The 18,366-nt window shown below is 49.2% G+C and carries 18 protein-coding genes; 7 read left to right on the top strand and 11 right to left on the bottom strand.

The window, feature by feature from the left end; translation table 11 throughout:
• Positions 1 to 70: 70 nt before the first annotated feature.
• The 7 genes from alsK to CLFS41_RS02830 all read right to left on the bottom strand — a co-directional run bounded on the left by alsK (position 71) and on the right by CLFS41_RS02830 (position 7,561).
• Positions 71 to 1,060, bottom strand: a complete 990-nt coding sequence (gene alsK / locus CLFS41_RS02860; RefSeq protein ID WP_045091394.1) for an allose kinase — start codon at positions 1,058 to 1,060, stop codon at positions 71 to 73.
• Positions 1,061 to 1,068: 8 nt separating this feature from the next.
• The gene (locus CLFS41_RS02855; RefSeq protein WP_007862109.1) at positions 1,069 to 1,812 is read right to left on the bottom strand and encodes a DeoR/GlpR family DNA-binding transcription regulator; all 744 of its coding nucleotides are present in this window, start codon (positions 1,810 to 1,812) and stop codon (positions 1,069 to 1,071) included.
• Between the two features lie 82 nt (positions 1,813 to 1,894).
• Positions 1,895 to 2,818 carry a ribokinase gene (locus tag CLFS41_RS02850; RefSeq protein WP_052665590.1) on the bottom strand — a complete coding sequence of 308 codons (924 nt, stop codon included), beginning with the start codon at positions 2,816 to 2,818 and terminating at the stop codon, positions 1,895 to 1,897.
• A 15-nt stretch (positions 2,819 to 2,833) separates the two neighbouring features.
• Positions 2,834 to 3,835, bottom strand: coding sequence for an ABC transporter permease (locus CLFS41_RS02845; protein ID WP_082082483.1), 1,002 nt, complete (start codon positions 3,833 to 3,835; stop codon positions 2,834 to 2,836).
• Positions 3,819 to 5,330: a sugar ABC transporter ATP-binding protein gene (locus CLFS41_RS02840; protein WP_007862114.1), complete on the bottom strand. Its 1,512-nt coding sequence runs from the start codon at positions 5,328 to 5,330 to the stop codon at positions 3,819 to 3,821. Before CLFS41_RS02840 ends, CLFS41_RS02845 begins: the two co-directional genes overlap by 17 nt.
• Before the next feature lie 110 nt (positions 5,331 to 5,440).
• Positions 5,441 to 6,622: a substrate-binding domain-containing protein gene (locus tag CLFS41_RS02835; protein ID WP_045091392.1), complete on the bottom strand. Its 1,182-nt coding sequence runs from the start codon at positions 6,620 to 6,622 to the stop codon at positions 5,441 to 5,443.
• Between the two features lie 33 nt (positions 6,623 to 6,655).
• Positions 6,656 to 7,561, bottom strand: a complete 906-nt coding sequence (locus CLFS41_RS02830; RefSeq protein ID WP_227884217.1) for a sugar phosphate isomerase/epimerase family protein — start codon at positions 7,559 to 7,561, stop codon at positions 6,656 to 6,658.
• A 342-nt stretch (positions 7,562 to 7,903) separates the two neighbouring features.
• Between CLFS41_RS02830 and CLFS41_RS02825 the strand changes: the two genes are divergently transcribed.
• Both CLFS41_RS02825 and rbr read left to right on the top strand, forming a co-directional pair.
• Entirely contained in the window at positions 7,904 to 8,449 is a 546-nt protein-coding gene (locus CLFS41_RS02825) for an NADH peroxidase (protein ID WP_007862117.1), read from the top strand.
• A 208-nt stretch (positions 8,450 to 8,657) separates the two neighbouring features.
• Positions 8,658 to 9,197 carry a rubrerythrin gene (gene rbr / locus CLFS41_RS02820; protein WP_007862118.1) on the top strand — a complete coding sequence of 180 codons (540 nt, stop codon included), beginning with the start codon at positions 8,658 to 8,660 and terminating at the stop codon, positions 9,195 to 9,197.
• Positions 9,198 to 9,259: 62 nt separating this feature from the next.
• Here rbr and rpiB read toward each other — a convergent pair whose 3' ends face one another.
• From rpiB to CLFS41_RS02805, 3 genes are all read right to left on the bottom strand, one after another.
• Entirely contained in the window at positions 9,260 to 9,700 is a 441-nt protein-coding gene (gene rpiB, locus CLFS41_RS02815; protein WP_007862120.1) for a ribose 5-phosphate isomerase B, read from the bottom strand.
• Positions 9,701 to 9,756: 56 nt separating this feature from the next.
• Complete coding sequence (gene aroC, locus CLFS41_RS02810) at positions 9,757 to 10,956, bottom strand: chorismate synthase (protein WP_007862122.1); 1,200 nt, start codon at positions 10,954 to 10,956, stop codon at positions 9,757 to 9,759.
• A 114-nt stretch (positions 10,957 to 11,070) separates the two neighbouring features.
• The gene (locus CLFS41_RS02805; RefSeq protein ID WP_045091391.1) at positions 11,071 to 12,132 is read right to left on the bottom strand and encodes a lactonase family protein; all 1,062 of its coding nucleotides are present in this window, start codon (positions 12,130 to 12,132) and stop codon (positions 11,071 to 11,073) included.
• A 306-nt stretch (positions 12,133 to 12,438) separates the two neighbouring features.
• Between CLFS41_RS02805 and CLFS41_RS02800 the strand changes: the two genes are divergently transcribed.
• The 5 genes from CLFS41_RS02800 to CLFS41_RS02780 are packed head-to-tail and all read left to right on the top strand — an operon-like array spanning position 12,439 to position 16,872.
• Positions 12,439 to 12,972 (top strand): helix-turn-helix domain-containing protein, encoded by a 534-nt coding sequence (locus CLFS41_RS02800; protein WP_045091390.1) that lies wholly within the window; start codon positions 12,439 to 12,441, stop codon positions 12,970 to 12,972.
• A gap of 37 nt (positions 12,973 to 13,009) precedes the next feature.
• Positions 13,010 to 14,086 (top strand): spermidine/putrescine ABC transporter ATP-binding protein, encoded by a 1,077-nt coding sequence (potA, locus tag CLFS41_RS02795; protein WP_007862125.1) that lies wholly within the window; start codon positions 13,010 to 13,012, stop codon positions 14,084 to 14,086.
• Complete coding sequence (locus CLFS41_RS02790; protein WP_007862127.1) at positions 14,079 to 14,918, top strand: ABC transporter permease; 840 nt, start codon at positions 14,079 to 14,081, stop codon at positions 14,916 to 14,918. The genes potA and CLFS41_RS02790 overlap by 8 nt, the downstream gene beginning before the upstream one ends.
• Positions 14,918 to 15,715 carry an ABC transporter permease gene (locus CLFS41_RS02785; protein WP_007862129.1) on the top strand — a complete coding sequence of 266 codons (798 nt, stop codon included), beginning with the start codon at positions 14,918 to 14,920 and terminating at the stop codon, positions 15,713 to 15,715. Before CLFS41_RS02790 ends, CLFS41_RS02785 begins: the two co-directional genes overlap by 1 nt.
• 44 nt (positions 15,716 to 15,759) lie before the next feature.
• On the top strand, positions 15,760 to 16,872 hold the full coding sequence (locus CLFS41_RS02780) for an ABC transporter substrate-binding protein (protein WP_045091389.1): 1,113 nt from the start codon (positions 15,760 to 15,762) through the stop codon (positions 16,870 to 16,872).
• A gap of 120 nt (positions 16,873 to 16,992) precedes the next feature.
• On the opposite strand, the gene ltrA is transcribed toward CLFS41_RS02780, so the two are convergent.
• Entirely contained in the window at positions 16,993 to 18,285 is a 1,293-nt protein-coding gene (gene ltrA, locus CLFS41_RS02775; RefSeq protein WP_045091388.1) for a group II intron reverse transcriptase/maturase, read from the bottom strand.
• Positions 18,286 to 18,366 lie beyond the last annotated feature (81 nt).

Below are 18,366 nucleotides of genomic sequence, written 5' to 3'. Positions count from 1 at the left end.
CGCACCGCAAGGCGGGCAGGCCCCCATACTCGGGGATCCTGCCCACTTTTTTTGGAAATGCCGGGGAACCCTATCCCATCTCCATTCCTATTTTCTTAAAACCTGCAATCGCTGCCCCCACAATACCGTTGGCCGGCGATGGTTGGGAGAAATAGATCTGAAGGTTCTCAGCCGGATACGGCTTTCTCGTATGCTCCAGTATACAGCGTACCAGCTTTTCCCTTGGAAATGACTTCATCTGTACAATCCCGCCTCCGATCACCACTGCCTCGGGGTCAAGTATATTGATCTCCGCCACCACCGGAATGGACATGGCTTGTACAAATTCGTCCAGCACCTGCGTGTGCCCCCATTGGGTGAACAGATCCCCGATTCCGGTATGGGGAAAATGGGCTTTCTGCAATTGCTCCAGGGCTTTTCCGCAGCAGTACATCTCCACACATCCCTTATTGCCGCAGCTGCACGGGCGTTGCTCAAGTCCCATCTGTATATGGCCCACCTCGGCAGCCGTGCCGTTCTTGCCAATAAAAGGACGTCCGTTTATGTAGATCGCATTTCCCATTCCCGTGCCAAAATAAAAGCCTGCCACTGCTCCCTCTGAAGGCAGCTTAAGCTGCCATATGTCATTGGCCAGCAGATAATATGCATCATGGTCTATGATGACCGGTATGCCCAGCCTATCTTCCAGCGCCTCCACAATATCCACACCATCCAGTCCCGGAAAATTGGTGGATGAATACAGTCTGCGTCTGTGCCTGTCCACAACAGAGGGAAATCCTGCCGCCACCATCACAGGGACACGGCCATTTGAATTTCTCCTGATATAATCCAGGATCACAGCGCCAAGGGCCTGGGGCGTGTCGTCCGCCTCATATACCTGTCTGGCCGGAATCACTTCAAGGGCTGACACAATGAGCGTTTCATCCACCAGCCCCATGCGCAGGTTGGTGCCGCCGATGTCTATGCCAAGTATCCTCCTGGCGCCCGCCCCAAGATCCAATCCCGATACGGCCTCGTCTTTTATCCCGTCTTTTATCCTGTCTCTTATCCCGTCTTCCATTCCGTCTCCTAATCCCTGGCGAGAATGTAGTTGGCATATTCCTTTAAAAGCGGCGTCTCCTTTTCAGTTATGATCGTGCACTCCGACAGCTCCATGGCTTTGCACATGGTGCGTTTTCCCGACTTTGAACTGTCTGCCAGCACGTAGATCTGCGCTGAATTTTCTTTTACGATCCGCTTTTTATTGGCCTCCCTGCTGTCAGGGGTATTGACACCGGACTGAAGGTCATACCCGGTAGCGCCAATAAAGGCTTTGTCAAAAAACATGTTCTTTAAACTGTTATCCGCCATGCTGCCCACAATAGACGCCGTGGACTTCAGTACATCCCCGCCAATCATTATTACATTGATCTCAGTTTCCAAAATGCTGGGAACCACCATTGCATTGGTTGTCACCACTGTTATCTTCTTATTCTTGAGATAAGGGATCATCTTTAAGCAGGTGGTTCCCGCATCGATATAAATGACCTCTCCATCGCCTACCAGCTGTGCCGCCGTCTTTGCAATGGCCTCTTTCTCCTTGATCTTATATAAGCCCCTGGAATTGATGGGAGTATCATAGGAGCCTGTTTTGATCTTGGCAGCTCCTCCCCGCAAAAGGACGATCTGCCCTTCCCCCTCCAATATCTTCAAATCCCTTCTGATCGTGGATTCCGAAACCCCGTTTAATGCTTTGGCAAAATCCCCAAGGGTTACCATATCCTGCTTTTCCAGTTCTGTAAGCAATATCTGCCGTCTTTCGTATGGAATCATCAGACCCCTCCCTGTATCTTTCACATCACTATTTACCTTAAAGTATACATGAAATGCAAAGATTGTCAATTTTACAGTGGTCTCATTTCAACCATTTATTACGGAAATCCAACACCTGTCCAATATCCGGCATGGAGTCCTGTGCGCCCGTATCCTGTACGGTCAGGGCGCTGCAGCAGGTGGCAAGATCCAGCATATCCTCCAGCTCCATATGGTTTAGGATGCCGTATGCCAGGCCGCCCACAAAGGAGTCCCCGGCCCCGGTGGTCTCAACTGCCGCGACCGGATAGGATCCCTTGTAACAGAGCCGTTCTCCTTTACAGGCCACCGCCCCCAGACTTCCCAAGGTAAAGATACAGACATTCCCCATCTCCCCTGCAAAACGCTTTAATGCCTCCTCTGCCTTTTCCACAGAGTCAATTGCTTCACCTGTATAAAATTCAGCTTCCACCTCATTCATGATCAGGTAACCGCAAAGCTTCATATATCTTTTATGGATCTTTGCAGCCGGTGCCATATTAAACAGGATGGTACATCCGGCCTTTGCAGCCGTCTCAATGGCGTACCGGATCACTTCCTCCGGGATCTCCATTTGCAGAATGACAACCGTATGCTCATCCAGCAGGCAGCCTATCCCATCAATGTCCTCCGTACCCATGGAATAATTGGCGCCCCTGGTAATGGAGGCATACACGCTCCCATCCGGCAGTGTGTGTACGACTCCCATGCCGCTGCTGCCGTTTCTGCGTTTCACAAATTCCGTGTCCACCCCGTATTTCTGCAGACCCTCCAGAAGCTTTAGACCATTTACATCCATGCCCACATTGCCGGCCATATAGGTCTTGATCCCCAGCCTGGCGCACTGCACCGCCTGGTTGCCGCCCTTGCCCCCGCAGCAGAACTCCGCGCTTTTTGCCTGGTGCGTCTCACCTTTGTACGGCATCCTGTCTGTCTTTAGAATAATGTCATAATTCAGGCTTCCTATTACAACTGCCTTTCCCTCCATTTTCACCATCCGTCCTTATGCCTGTGACTTTGAAAATTTTGAGGACAACTTGCTCTGTATCACCTCAAAATAGGCTGCTATGACAATGATGATACCTGTCACAATATACTGCCAGAAGGTGCTGACCCCGGTGATGATCAGACCGATCTTCAGGGCTGCCAACAGCAATGCGCCTAAAAAGGTGCCCAAAATACTGCCCTTTCCTCCCGCCATACGGGTTCCGCCAATAGCCGAGGCAGCGATGGCATCCAGTTCATATCCCTGTCCGGTGGCCGGTTCGCCGGTGCCCAGGTTGGCCAGCATGATCATGCCGGCAAATGCTACGCAGAACCCGCACATGGAATATGCAAGGATCTTTGTCCTGTCCACATTCACGCCCGACAGTTTTGCCGCCTCCTCGTTGCCTCCCACGGCAAAGAGATAATTTCCAAACCTGGTCTTCTTAAGCAGGATATGGGCGATTACCGCGATGGCAAACAGCACAAAGATAGATATGGGCACATCCCCGATCACCTTTGCCCCCAGGGATTTTCTGTACGCATCCGGTATGTTGAGGACCGGCCATCCGCCTGTGACCACATAGGCGATACCCCGGAATACGCTCATGGTGCCCAGGGTGGCGATAAATGGCTGCAGCCTCATCTTGGTGACCAGCAGTCCATTGATGGATCCCATAAAGGTTCCCAGCACCGCGCCTGCGCATATGGCGGCTACAGGCGGCACACCCAGTACCGTAAGCTGTCCGACCGCCACAATGACAATGGCGAACGTACTTCCCAGGGACAGGTCGATTCCCCCTGAAATGATCGCAAAGGTGATGCCGATGGCCAGGATCCCGTTAATGGTGGCCTGCTTTACAATATCCACAAAATTTCCCACGGTCACATAAGAGGAGTCAATCAGCGCAAATATGATGACCATGATGATCAAAGCAACAAAAACCCCTATTTCACGGACAGAACCGCTGAACATCATCCGCGATACGGCCTTTTGCCGGCTGTTATTCTCTTTCCCCATTGTCTTTTCCTCCCATTGCGTAATTTAGGATCACCTGCTCTGCAAACTCTTCCTTTTGCAGCTCCCCTGTCTTTTTTCCTTCACACATAATAATAATGCGGTCGCTGATACCCATGACCTCCGGAAGTTCTGAGGACACCACGATCACGGATTTTCCATTGTGGACAATGTCCTCCATCAGCCTGTATATCTCCGCCTTGGCCGCCACGTCCACGCCTTTGGTGGGCTCATCGAAAATGAGTATATCCACATCCGTGGACATCCACCTGGCCAATATAATCTTCTGCTGGTTTCCCCCGGACATGTTCTGGGTCATATAATCCGGCTTCTTGGGATTGACGTTCAGTTCACTCTCATACTTCAGATAGTTCTTTCGTTTTTTCCTCTCATCCACAAAGTGGTTGGTCAAATATTTTTCCAGGGAGGACAGGGCTGCGTTATCTATGTTGCTCATCATATTGATAAAGCCCTGGGTTTTGCGCTCCTCGGGAAGAAGGCCGATTCCCAGGCGCAGGGCGTCCTGGGTATTATGTATGGCCGCCTCCCTGCCCTTTAGGAAAATGTGTCCGGCCGTCTTGGCATCCGCTCCAAAGATCGCCCTCATCACCTCGGTCCTTCCCGCTCCCACCAGACCGGCAAATCCCAATATCTCACCCTTTCTCAGTTCAAAGCTGACGTCCTCAAATACCCCTTTACGGCTCAGACCCTGAACCTTAAGGACCACCTCATCCCGGACACAGCTCTCTCTCATTCTGGATGCCACCGCATTCACATCCCTGCCCACCATGTGCCTGATCAGGGTCTCCCTGCTGATATCCCCCACATTCAGGGTGGTAATATAAGCCCCGTCCCTCAGGATCGTAGCCCTGTCGCAGATCTGGAAAATCTCCTCCAGCCTGTGGCTTACATAGATGATGGTAATGCCTGACTCCTTTAGCTCCCGGATAATCTTAAACAATTCAGCCGTTTCCCCGGTTGTCAGCGAGGCGGTGGGCTCATCCAGGGAGATCACCTCCGCCTTATGAAAAAGGGCTTTGGCAATGGCCAGCATCTGCATCCCGCCTGCCGTCAGGCGGCTGGCCATGTCCTCAGCCCTGAAATCGCATTTTAACCTGTCCAATATCTCATTCACAGTCCTGTTCAGCGTGCGGTAATCCACTATCATGCCATGATGGGGCTCATATCCCAGGGTAACGTTCTGGCCAACGGTCAGATCCCTCACCACATTGATCTCCTGGTGTACCTTAACAATGCGGCCTTTCCTAATGGCCTCATTGGGGTTCTTAAAAGATACCTGACTGCCGTTAAGCCAAATACTGCCCTCATATTCCTGGTAAACCCCATGAAGGATATTCAGCAGCGTGGATTTGCCAGCCCCGTTTTCCCCTAACAGCGCATGGACTTCCCCCTTACACACGGAAAAACTGATGTCCTTTAGTACCCTGACGCCGGAAAACTGTTTGCCTATCTGCCTAAACTCGATTGATTTTTCCATTTGCAAGCCCCTTTCAGCTATGGGGCCTGTGCAAAGCCCTACCGAGCATTCTGCATTGGCCCCATGTATTGATCCTGTATATTACTAGCTGTATTCTGCTGAGCTGTATATTACTGGGCTTTATATTCTGTGGAAGCCCAATTAATGATCTCTTTTGCGTCAGTATCCACGTTGGTGGAATCGATCAGGGCCTGCGGCGTCCAGATAACTCTTGGAAGCTTCTGTCCGGCCAGTTCACGCAGGGCACATTCAAGGGCGATCTGCGCCTTGTAGAATGGGAAGGAATCAATGGTTGCGCTTAATTCACCCTTTCTGATGGAATCATAGGCCTCGCCGATTCCGTCAACACCTACAATCAGGATATCTTTTCCGGATTCCTTGACCGCTTCCACAACACCAAGGGCCATCCCGTCATTGTTACAGAAGATCGCTTTCAGGTCGGGATAGTTCTTGATCCATGTTTCAGCCAGTTCCTTGGCCTTGTTTCTGTCCCAGTCGGCATTCTGCTTTGCAACAATCTCAATGTCCGGTGAATTTGCCGTCATCCAGTTTTCAAAGCCTTCGGTCCTTTGCCTTGCGGCAAATGCCTTGGGCATACCGATCACAATGGCAACCTGACCCTTGCCGTCCAGCTGTCTGGAGATCCACTCCGCTGCCAGTTCACCGTTTTGGTCTGCCTTTGGCCCTACAAAGTTAGGTGCATTTGCAATCAGGCCATCGTTTACATTGATCACAGGTATGTTTTTCTCAACCGCGCTCTCAACACCCGGCACCAGGTTTCCGTCTGAAATGGGAGACAGCAGCAGCACAGAGTATTTTTTATTGATCATATTATTAAGGATGGCAAGCTGTCCCTGCTCATCGTTCTCATCCAGGGCGGCCTGGACATCGATGGTAACCTTTACCCCTGCCTCGGATGCCAGTCTGGCTCCTTCCTCATATCCCTCTTTCAGGGTGCGCCAGTATTCATTCTGGAACTGCTTGGCAACTGCCCCGACTACGATATCCTGGCTTCCGTAAGGGACCTCTGCTCCAAATTCCTCACGCACATCCTCAATGCTGACGCCCGCCTCCTTATCAGGATTAAAACCTTCGCTGACCACGGCCTCAGTCTCCTCTTTTGCAGCTTCCGCGCCCTTATCCTCCCCTTTTGTCTCCTGGGACTGGGCCTCGCTCTGCGCAGGGGCTGTTGTCTGGACCGCTGCGGTACTGCCGCCGCCTGAACTACATCCCATTAACATGGCCCCTACAATTGCTGATGTAACCAAAATTCCCAATACCTTTTTTCTCATCGCTTGATCCTCCTTTTGTTGGATTCCTTTTTATTATTTTGAGAACATGTCCAGTACCAGCTTTTGAGCCTTGATACCATCCTGTTCTTTTATAACCTCCTCGATCCGGTCCATACCATAGCTGTCAATGGCGTTTGACAGTGCCTTAAACGCCTTGATATTGGCGCTGACCTCCTGCTGCGCCTCCTCCCTGATGGGGAAGGAATCAAAAAATACCACTTCGTCATAATTGTATTTCTTAAGGTAATACACAAACTCCAGCGCCTGGGGCATGCTCACAGAGGCAAAGATCAAACCGTTATCCAGTTCCCCGTATCCGTCATTCATATGCAGCCCGTACAGCTTATTCTTCCTGGCAGCCAAAGCCAGGGAATAAGCCGGGTTCTCACGCTTCATCAGCATATGGCAGAAATCCAGGGTAACTCCGATATTAGGCCGGTCCACCTCATCGATCATCTGCAGGGTCAGCCCTATGCCATCGATCATGGAAAATGCCCTGGGCTCACATGGTTTATACTCAATGCTCACCTTAAGCCCCTTGCCTCCTGCGTAATCCGCCACTTCCCTGAACGCCCTGACGATCTTGTCCCAGTTTTTCTCATAGTCAACCTGGAAGGGATAATCAAACCCGTCAAACCCAAGCCATATTGTTATAACACTTCCCCCCAGCGCCTCACAGGCATCCGCAGCATCCTTGCAAAGCTGAACAGAACGTCTGCTCACATCCTCACGGGTGCCTGTAAATTCTCCTTCAGCAAACTCATTGCCCCGAAATCTTAAGGCAACCCCGTTCACCCCCAGGCCGCCCATATGCTCCCTGATTTCATCCAGATCATAACCGTCCACATGCTCCGGGTAATTAAACTCCAGGTGGGTGATCCCCTCCAGGTTTCGGTATGCATCTATGGTTTGGAACAGATCATAATTTCCTTTAAACATAAAAGAGTTCATTCTTCCAGAAAATTTCATATTTTGTCACCTTCTTTCATATTGTTAGTAATAATATATAATTATTTTTATTTTTTGTCAACTATTTTTACTTTTTTTCTTATTTTTTCATTTTTCTTCATTTCTCCCCCTGGCGTTCTTCCCTGGCCCCTTAATACTTTTCATTTTTTTTCAGCAGTATTTCCAACCCGGGATTTGCACAAATATATTTTAAATATTTTTAAAAATCTATTGACTTATGGGGTTATTTGTATTATATTAATATCAGTAACAATTACTATTATTGATAGAAACAAAACATTTAATCATAAATCAAAAAGGAGAATATAAGTTATGAAGAAATGGGTATGTACAGTATGCGGTTATGTTTATGAAGGCGAGAATGCACCTGAGAAATGTCCACAGTGCGGTGTTCCTGCATCCAAGTTCAAGGAGCAGGAAGCTGACAAGATGGCATGGGCATGCGAGCATGAGGTAGGGGTCGCCCAGGGCGCTCCTGAAGATATCATGATGGATTTAAGGGCTAATTTTGAGGGTGAGTGCTCTGAGGTTGGCATGTACCTGGCCATGTCCAGAGTCGCCCACAGGGAAGGATATCCCGAGATCGGCATGTACTGGGCAAAGGCTGCTTTTGAGGAAGCGGAGCACGCTGCCAAGTTTGCGGAGCTGTTAGGCGAGGTTGTCACCTCCTCCACTAAGAAGAACCTGGAGATGAGAGTGGCTGCTGAGAACGGCGCTACTGCCGGCAAGTTCGACCTGGCTAAAAGAGCCAAAGCCCTGAACCTGGATGCGATCCATGACACGGTTCATGAGATGGCCAAGGATGAGGCACGCCACGGCAAGGCATTTGAAGGCCTGTTAAATAGATACTTCGGCTAATCTGTTAGCATAATCAATAGAACCCTCCTTTTAAACGGTCAGGCGGTCTCCCCAAGGCTGCCTGCACTGCCCTTAACACCGGCTGTCAGTTACAAAGGAGGAATTAGCAAAATATGGATTGAAATATTTGAAATTTAAGGATACAATAGGAATTAGCAGTAAACAGCAGCAATATATAATATTCAAAAGAGAAAGGTGAGGTAAAACTATGGCATCAAAATACGCAGGAACTAAAACAGAACAGAACTTAAAGGACGCATTCTCCGGAGAGTCCCAGGCACGCAATAAGTATACATACTATGCATCCGCAGCTAAGAAGGCTGGCTATGAGCAGATGTCCGCATTATATCTGGAGACCGCCGATCAGGAGAAGGAGCATGCTAAGATGTGGTTCAAGGAGCTTCACGGGATCGGAACTCCTGAGGAGAACCTGGTTGACGCTGCTGCAGGCGAGAACTACGAGTGGACCGACATGTACGCACGTATGGCGCGTGAGGCGCGTGAGGAAGGCTTTGAGGAACTGGCTGTTAAGTTTGAACTGGTTGCCAAGGTTGAGGCAGCTCATGAGAGAAGATACAACACCCTGTTAAACAGCTTAAAGAACGACAAGACCTTTAAGGGCGATGCTCCTCTGGGCTGGAAGTGCAGAAACTGCGGATACATCCATGAGGGCGAGGAAGCTCCTGAAGTATGTCCATGCTGTGCACATCCAAGAGCTTACTTTGAGAGAAAAGTTGAGAATTATTAATTCATACCCTATCATAAAAGCAGGGCCGGGAAACTTCATATCCCGGCCCTGCTTTTATGATCCTACTGATTCTCGATCTCCATGATCATATTCACCCTGCGCTCATGTCTTCCGCCCTCAAACTTGGCATCCAGCCACGCCTCAGTGATCATCTTGGCAAGTTCACTTCCCACCACCCTGGCGCCAAAAGCCAGGACATTGGAGTTGTTGTGCATTCTGGAAAGTTTGGCCGTGTAAGGCTCACTGCACACGCATGCGCGGATACCCTTTACCTTGTTGGCAGCCAGGGAGATCCCAACGCCCGTGCCGCAGATTGCGATTCCCAGGTCAGCCTCTCCTGAAGCCACTGCCTTTCCCACCTTTTCCCCATATACAGGGTAATCACAGCTTTCCGTTGAATTGGTTCCCAGGTCAATAACCTCATATCCCTTGCTTTCCACAAACTCTTTGATGATCTCCTTCAGCTCGATGGCTGTATGGTCATTACCGATTGCGATTTTCATAATCTTTCTCCTATCTCCTGATGCGTCAGTTTTCTTTATCCCTTAAATGCACAATTCTATCCGCGTCCAAAAAAGCCCTGGATCCGGTCCAGCCTGGATGTCATGGACACCAGCAGCAGGTCGGCCGCTGTCAGCGCAGCCATGGCCTCCACCACCACCACGGCCCTTGGCACAATGATGGGATCGTGACGTCCCCTGATCTCAATATCCAGTTCCTGTCCGGTCCTGGTGACCGTGTGCTGGCTTCTGGCAATGGATGGGGTTGGCTTAAATGCTGCCCGGATCACGATATCGCTGCCGTCACTGATACCTCCCAGGGTGCCCCCGGAGTGGTTGCTGCTCTTGACCACCTTATACTCCTGTCCGGCCCTTTTTCCGTTCCCTCCGCCGTCCTCTTTTTTGTCTTCTTTGCCGTCTTCTTTGCCGTCTTCTTTGCCGTCTTCTTTGCCTTCCCGGCTTATGATAAACCCGTCATTGTTAGATGACCCAAGAGCCCTGGCGGCCTCAAAACCGTCCCCGATCTCAAATCCCTTCACTGCCCCAATGGACAGAATGGCCTTTGCCAGGTTGGCGTCCAGCTTTTCAAATACCGGTTCACCCACCCCCACAGGCATTCCCTGGATCACGCACTCCACCACGCCTCCGCAGGAATCCCTCCTGGCCATCATCTCCTCCAGATAGGCCTGGGCCTTCTGCGCCGCACCGGCATCCGGCATATACAGGCGGTTGTTCCACATCTCATCCAACTGAAACGCCTGGTCATTGATCTCTATCTCACCCACGGACCGGGTATAAGCCCTCACAGTGATTCCAAGGCTTTTAAGCAGCTTACAGGCAATAGCCCCTGCAGCCACCCGGCCGGTAGTCTCACGGCCTGAGGAACGCCCGCCGCCGCGGTAATCCCTAAACCCATATTTACAGTCAAAGGTATAATCCGCATGTCCGGGACGATATACATCCATGATGTTGCCGTAGTCGTGGGAGCGCTGATCCGTGTTGCGCACTTCCAGGGCAATGGGCGTTCCCGTGGTCCTGCCCTCAAATACCCCTGAAAGAATTTCCACCACGTCCCCTTCCTGGCGGGCCGTGGTGAATTTACTCTGTCCTGGTTTTCTTCTGTCCAAATACACCTGGATGTCTGCCTCAGTCAGGGGAAGGCCGGCCGGGCACCCGTCCACGACCACGCCGATCCCCTTTCCATGGGATTCACCCCAGGTAGTAACTTTTAAAATTGTTCCATATGTTGAACCTGCCATGTATCCTTATCCTGCCTCCATATCATGCCCGTATTTGTTCTGCCCACAGTATCCTATGTTCTGGTAGTATACCCTGATCGTGCGCCTGATAATACACCCTCATCACATCCCCTGCTATGACCTGCCGATCCTGGCAATGGCACAGCAGTTGGGCTGGTTCACGCTGATGCTGCGTCCGCACATGACCAAAAGCCCTTTTTCATAATTCACCTCAAAGAAACTGATGGAGCCGCTGTCATGGTTGATGGACGCAATGTGCTTTTGATCCGGGAAAATAGCCACATCCTTGGGATATTCGCCGCTGACAGGCAGGCAGCTGATCATGGTCAGCAGTCCTGATTCCTCATCCCTTCTGTAGATCGTCACCGTGTTCTCACCTGCATTGGTGCAGTAAATATACTTTTCGTCCGGAGACAGCCTCATGGCGCAGGCAGCCGTCAGATTGCCCGGATTCTTGGTGGCCGTGGTGGAAATGGTCTGGATCTTCTCGATCACCGGCGCCCTGTCCCCGGTCTCATAGGAATACACGCTGATCACATTCTGGAGTTCATGCATCAGATAAAGGAATCTTCCGTCCGAACTGTAGCGGAAATGTCTGGGTGCCGACTCCAGGTCACAGTGGATGGCATCCACCTGGACCAGTTTTTTATCCTTATCATTAAACCGGTAAACTTTTACCTGGTCCGTGCCGTTGTCCACGGACAGGACATACCTGCCGTCAGGCATCCTTCTGGTACATGTTACATGGGAGCGGAAATTTCGCTCCGCCACACTGCCGTAACCTTTATTATAAACCTCATCCACGATCTCACCCACGGAACCGTCCTTATTCAGGCTCAGCACAGTGGTCTTGCCGTCATGGTAGCCGGACACAAACACATACTCGTCCTTCACATCCGTGCACAAATGGCAGCCCCTCATACCGCGTATGGGAGAACTGTTCAGCCTGGCCAGGCTTCCGTTCTGAAGGATACGGAAGGATACCACACCTTCATCTGCTATGGAGTACAAGGTCTTTCCATCGCTGGAAGCAATGACATAGGAGGAGTTGTCCACTTCCACCTCACACCGCTCCTTAAACACACCCTTTTCCACATCCACATCATACACTGTGATTCCCTTGGCCTTGCCGGTGTAAGAATAGGATCCTACATATGCCATATATTTTCCATTCATACCTGTTCTACCTCCCTGATTCACGTCCGTCTTAATGCCGGCCCAATCCCTGATTTTTCATTGGACGCTGCGCTAAAAACATCATATCATAATTTTGTGAATTTGTTAACCGGATATTTATGAAATTGTTGCCCGGAACTTTACAAAAAAGTATTGACATACTATCAATTTAATGTATAATGAAATTCGCGCTTGTTTATTATTACTAAACTTTTTGCTTAATTTTACAGTCAGTTAGTATTTGTAAACTTTTTGTTCAGATTAGAGTGTGTCCGCAGACACACCCGGGATACAGGGAGGGTTTCCATGGAGATCGGAAGTAAATTAAAAGAACTGAGGGTGCTGAAGGGTCTGACCCAGGAGGAACTTGCGGACCGGGCCGAGCTTTCCAAAGGCTTTATATCCCAGCTTGAGCGGGACCTGACTTCCCCATCCATCGCAACCCTGATGGATATACTGCAGTGCCTGGGCACCACCATCGGGGATTTCTTCACCGAAACACCGGACGAACAGATTGTATTCGGTAAACAGGATTATTTTGAAAAAATTGACACAGACTTGAATAATGAGATCAAATGGATCATCCCCAATGCACAGAAGAATGTGATGGAGCCCATTCTCCTGACCTTAAAGGCGGGAGGATCCACTTATCCGGATAATCCCCATGAAGGAGAAGAGTTCGGGTACGTGCTTCAGGGGGCTGTCTCCATTCATCTGGGGAGCAAGACATACAAGGCCAAAAAGGGGGAATCCTTTTATTTCACCCCGGACAAGAAACATTACCTGACCAGCAAGAACGGGGCACTCCTGCTGTGGGTAAGCTCACCGCCCAGCTTTTAGAAGCTTCACATTACGATAAAAGGAGAACGTATTTATCATGAGCCAGCCATTCATTGATTTACAGCACATTTCAAAAAGTTTTGACGGTGAGATGGTTTTGGACGACCTGAACCTCTCCATTAAGGAGAACAGTTTCGTCACCCTGCTTGGCCCCAGCGGCTGCGGCAAGACCACCACCCTTCGTATCCTCGGCGGCTTTACCACACAGGACACAGGAAAGGTCATGTTTGAGGGGCAGGATATCACCAGGATCCCTCCCAACAAACGCCAGTTAAATACAGTATTCCAGAAGTACGCTCTGTTTCCCCATATGAATATTGCGGAAAACATTGCCTTTGGGCTTAAGATCAAGAACAAATCAAAAGCTTACATTGATGATAAGATAAAATACGCCTTAAAGCTGGTGAACCTGTCCGGCTATGAGAAGCGTACCGTGGATTCCCTGTCCGGCGGCCAGCAGCAGCGTATTGCCATTGCCAGGGCCATTGTGAACGAACCCCGGGTCCTCCTTCTGGATGAACCCCTGGGCGCACTGGACCTGAAGCTGCGCCAGGATATGCAGTACGAGCTGATCCGCCTTAAGAATGAACTGGGAATCACCTTTATCTATGTGACCCATGACCAGGAGGAAGCCCTCACCATGTCAGACACGATTGTGGTCATGAACCAGGGATATATCCAGCAGATGGGTTCCCCTGAACAGATTTATAATGAACCGGAAAATGCCTTTGTGGCTGACTTTATCGGAGAGAGCAACATTGTACCCGGCATTATGATCAAGGATGAACTGGTTGAAATTTTCGGCGCCAGGTTTGTATGTGTTGACAAGGGCTTTGGAAATAATAGGCCTGTGGACGTTGTGATCCGTCCTGAAGATATTGATCTTGTAAAACCCGAGGAGGGCAGTATACAGGGTGTTGTGACCCATCTGATCTTTAAGGGTGTGCACTATGAGATGGAGGTAACCACCCCGGATGGTTTTGAGTGGCTGGTACACTCCACCGACATGTTCCCGGTTGGCCGGCAGGTTGGCATCCATGTGGAGCCGTTTGATATCCAGATCATGAACAAACCTGCTTCTGAGGATGAGGAGGCGCTGGGAGTCAATGAATAGCGAGAAAAAAGGCGCTGCCATCGGCAAAGCGCTGTTATCCGGACCTTATCTGCTGTGGATGATCGGTTTTACCCTGATACCCCTGGCACTGATCATGTGGTATGGCCTTACCGACAAACACGGCGCCGTCACCCTGTCCAACATCATTGCCATCGCGTCAGCAGACCATGCAAAAGCCTTGTGGCTGTCCCTGGGACTTTCCCTGGTGAGCACTGTCCTGTGCCTGTTCCTGGCCTATCCCCTGGCTATGATCCTCCGGGGCCGCGGGGCTGCGGCTGGAGGATTTATTGTGTTCATATTCATCCTTCCCATGTGGATGAACTTTCTTCTGAGGACCCTGGCCTGGCAGACACTGCTGGAAAAGAACGGGGTGATCAACGGACTGCTCACATGGCTGCACCTGCCAACACAGTCCCTGATCAACACGCCCTCAGCCATTGTGCTGGGCATGGTATATAATTTCCTGCCCTTTATGGTACTGCCCATCTACAATGTGCTGTCCAAGATAGACGACAATATCATCAACGCTGCCAAAGACCTGGGGGCCAACGGTTTCCAGCGCTTTATCAGGATATGGTTCCCCTTAAGCATCCCGGGCATCATAAGCGGCATTACTATGGTGTTCGTACCTTCCCTGACCACCTTTGTGATCTCCGACCTGCTGGGCGGAAGCAAGATCCTTCTCATCGGCAATGTCATTGAGCAGGAGTTCACCAGGGGAAGCAACTGGCATCTGGGCAGCGGACTTTCACTGGTACTTATGGTCTTTATCCTGATCAGTATGGCCATGATCGCCAAATACGATAAAAATGGAGAGGGGACTGCATTCTGATGACAAAAGGTTCAAGAGCGCTGCGCAAAATTGTTTCTGATTTTTATATGGTGCTGATATTAATCTTTTTATATGCCCCTATCCTGACCATGATGGTATTATCCTTTAACCAGTCCAAGTCCAGGACACAGTGGGGCGGTTTTACCCTGCAGTGGTATGCCCAGATGTTTGACAGCCGCTCCATTATGAGCGCTTTGACCACCACACTGGTCATTGCCTTTGTGTCCGCCCTGGCAGCCACTGTCATCGGCACGGCCGCCGCCCTGTCCATAGGCTCCATGAGGGCGGTTCCAAAGACCATTGTGATGGGGATTACCAATATACCCATGCTGAACGCTGATATCGTAACAGGCATATCCCTGATGCTGGCGTTTATCGCCTTTGGCATTTCCCTGGGATTTAAGACTGTGCTCATATCACATATCACGTTCAACATACCTTATGTGATACTGAGCGTGATGCCAAAGCTGAAGCAGACCGACAAATATACCTATGAGGCAGCCCTGGATCTGGGCGCGTCCCCGTCCTACGCTTTTTTTAAGGTGGTGTTCCCGGACATCATGCCCGGCGTGCTCTCCGGCTTTTTGCTGGCATTTACCATGTCCCTGGATGACTTTATCATCACCCACTTTACCAAGGGAGCCGGTATCAACACCCTTTCCACCCTCATATACAGCGAGGTGAGGCGCGGTATCCGCCCGTCCATGTACGCACTGTCCACCATCATTTTCCTGACAGTGCTGATCCTTCTTATTATTGTTAATTTCCGGTCCATTAAAAAACCGGAACAAGCATAGAGTGATCCACTCTGACCTATTTTGAGATCTAAAGGAGAATAATTATGAAAAAGAAAATGGTCATCACCCTGACAGCTGCTTCCATTGCAGTACTGTCCGCCGCCCTGGTTACAGGATGCGGCAAATCCGGTTCCTCCGAGGGAGGAAACAAAGAGGACAACAAGCTCAATGTCTACAACTGGGGCGAATACATTGACGAGGATGTGATCTCCCAGTTTGAGGAGGAGACAGGGATCAAGGTTGTCTATGATGTATTTGAGACAAATGAGGAAATGTACCCTGTCATCGAGGCCGGCGCTGTGAAATATGATGTGGTCTGCCCATCGGATTACATGATCCAGCGTATGAGCCAGAACAATCTGCTGGCCGAGATCAACCTTGACAACATCCCCAACTATAAGGAGATCGGCGAGGACTACCTGGATATCTCCAAGGGATTTGATCCTGAGAACAAGTACTCCGTACCCTACTGCTGGGGCACCATGGGAATCCTCTACAACACCAAGCGGCTGGAGGAACTGGGCGTGCCGGCTCCCACTAAGTGGTCTGACCTCTGGGATGAGCGTCTCAGCGGCGAGATCCTGATGCAGAACAGCGTAAGGGATGCATTTACAGTTGCCCTGAAAATGGAGGGTTATTCCTTAAACTCCACCAACCCGGACGAACTGGCCCAGGCCCGTGACCTTTTGATCCAGCAGAAACCCCTGGTACAGGCATATGTCATTGACCAGGTAAGGGATAAGATGATCGGCGGCGAGGCAGCCGTGGGCGTGATCTACTCCGGAGAAATGCTCTATATTCAGGAAGCAGTGGCCGACCAGGGCCTGGACTACAGCCTGGAGTATGTGATTCCCGAGGAAGGAACCAACTACTGGATCGACTCCTGGGTAATTCCCGCCAATGCGGAGCACAAGGAAAATGCCGAGAAATGGATCGACTTCCTGTGCCGTCCTGACATTGCCAAGAAGAACTTTGAATATATCACCTACGCAACACCCAACAAAGGCGCATACGACCTGCTGGATGACGAGTTAAAGAACAACAAAGCGCTGTTCCCTGATATCCGCAGCCTGCCAAACTGCGAGATCATCAAATACCTGGGAGATGACGTGGATACCATCTATAATGATATGTGGAAAGAGATCAAATCCGAATAAATATAAGATCCATGTGCGGATCATTGTAATAGAGTAGAGAAGTAATTGCTAGGAATTACTTCCCTCTCATTGAACCGTACGTACGGGTCTCGTATACGGCTCTACAACTTATATTCCAACTTATCTTAGATAATAATTTAAAGGATTGAGCAAACCAGCTCCGTCCTTTATTTTATTTTCAAGCAACTCTGGACTTAGAATATAATTCACAACATTCATACCACTTCTCCTGTACCAACCAAGTCTTGAATTAGCAACTTTGTAAATAGCCTCATGGTCAAACCCATTTTTATATTTCTGATTGAGATAGCATAGGTTTCTATATATTCTCTTAGGCATTTTCCATTGCTTTATAACAATTACTCTTATCTTGTGCCTAAGCCATGCTCCAAACTCTTTCATAAATGTTTTCATCATTCCGATTCTAAAGTAGTTAATCCATCCTCTGACTATTTCATTCACTCGTTTAATTGTTTCCGCAAGTGGTCGTGCAATAGCCTTATTTCTTTTGAGGTATTCACTTAATTTCTGTTTTAGTCTCTTTTTCTTCTCTGTGGTGGGTTTTACTTTCCATTCTCCACCATGATTTAAAAATGTGAAGCCAAGATATTTGCTTCTTGTAGGTCTGACTACTTTCGTTTTGGTTGCATTTACTTTTAGAAACAGTTTTCTTTCTATCCAGTCTGTTATGGATTTCATCACTCTGTTGGCTGCCATTTCACTTTTAGTGAAAATCATTGTATCGTCAGCATACCTTGTAAAACGAAGTCCTCTTTGTTCCAGTTCCTTGTCTAATTTATCAAGATACACGTTAGAAAGTACGACTGAGAGAGGTCCTCCCTGCGGCACACCTGTCATGGTTGCTTGTTCCAGTCCTTTTTCCATCACTCCTGCTTTGAGATATTTCCGAATCAGGTTTAATGTGGTACTGTCATTCACTTGCTCTCTAAGAATCTGAATTAACTTATCGTGATTTACTTTATCAAAGAATTGTTCTATATCAATGTCTACTACCCATTCATATCCCTCGTTCAGATTTTCCAATGCTTGTTTTATGGTATCATGACAACTTCTTCCTGGTCTGAAACCATAGCTAAATTCACTGAATATTTCCTCATATATTTCTATAATGGGTTGAGCTATAGCTTGTTGTATCACTCTGTCCAAGACCGTTGGGATTCCTAGTGGTCTCTGTTTTCCATTATCTTTTGGAATATAAACTCGGCGTACCGGCTTTGGCTTATAGGTTCGATTTCTGATTGACTGGATAATTTCATCTTGGTTTTCTTTGATGTATGCACCAAGTTCCTCGACTTTCATTCCGTCAACTCCCCCTGCTCCTTTATTTGCCACTACTTTCTTATAGGCTTTGTTTAGATTTTCCTTTGATGTAATCGCATCTATTAATTCCATTGTTGTTACTCCTCTGATTATCACAAAATTTATGCACATCGCCCCTCTCGATATAGACAGTATTCCTCGGTTACGTTCCTA

Source organism: Clostridium sp. FS41 (genome assembly GCF_000954015.1).
GTDB classification, from domain to species: domain Bacteria; phylum Bacillota; class Clostridia; order Lachnospirales; family Lachnospiraceae; genus Enterocloster; species Enterocloster citroniae.
This window is presented reverse-complemented; position numbering and strand designations above follow the sequence as displayed.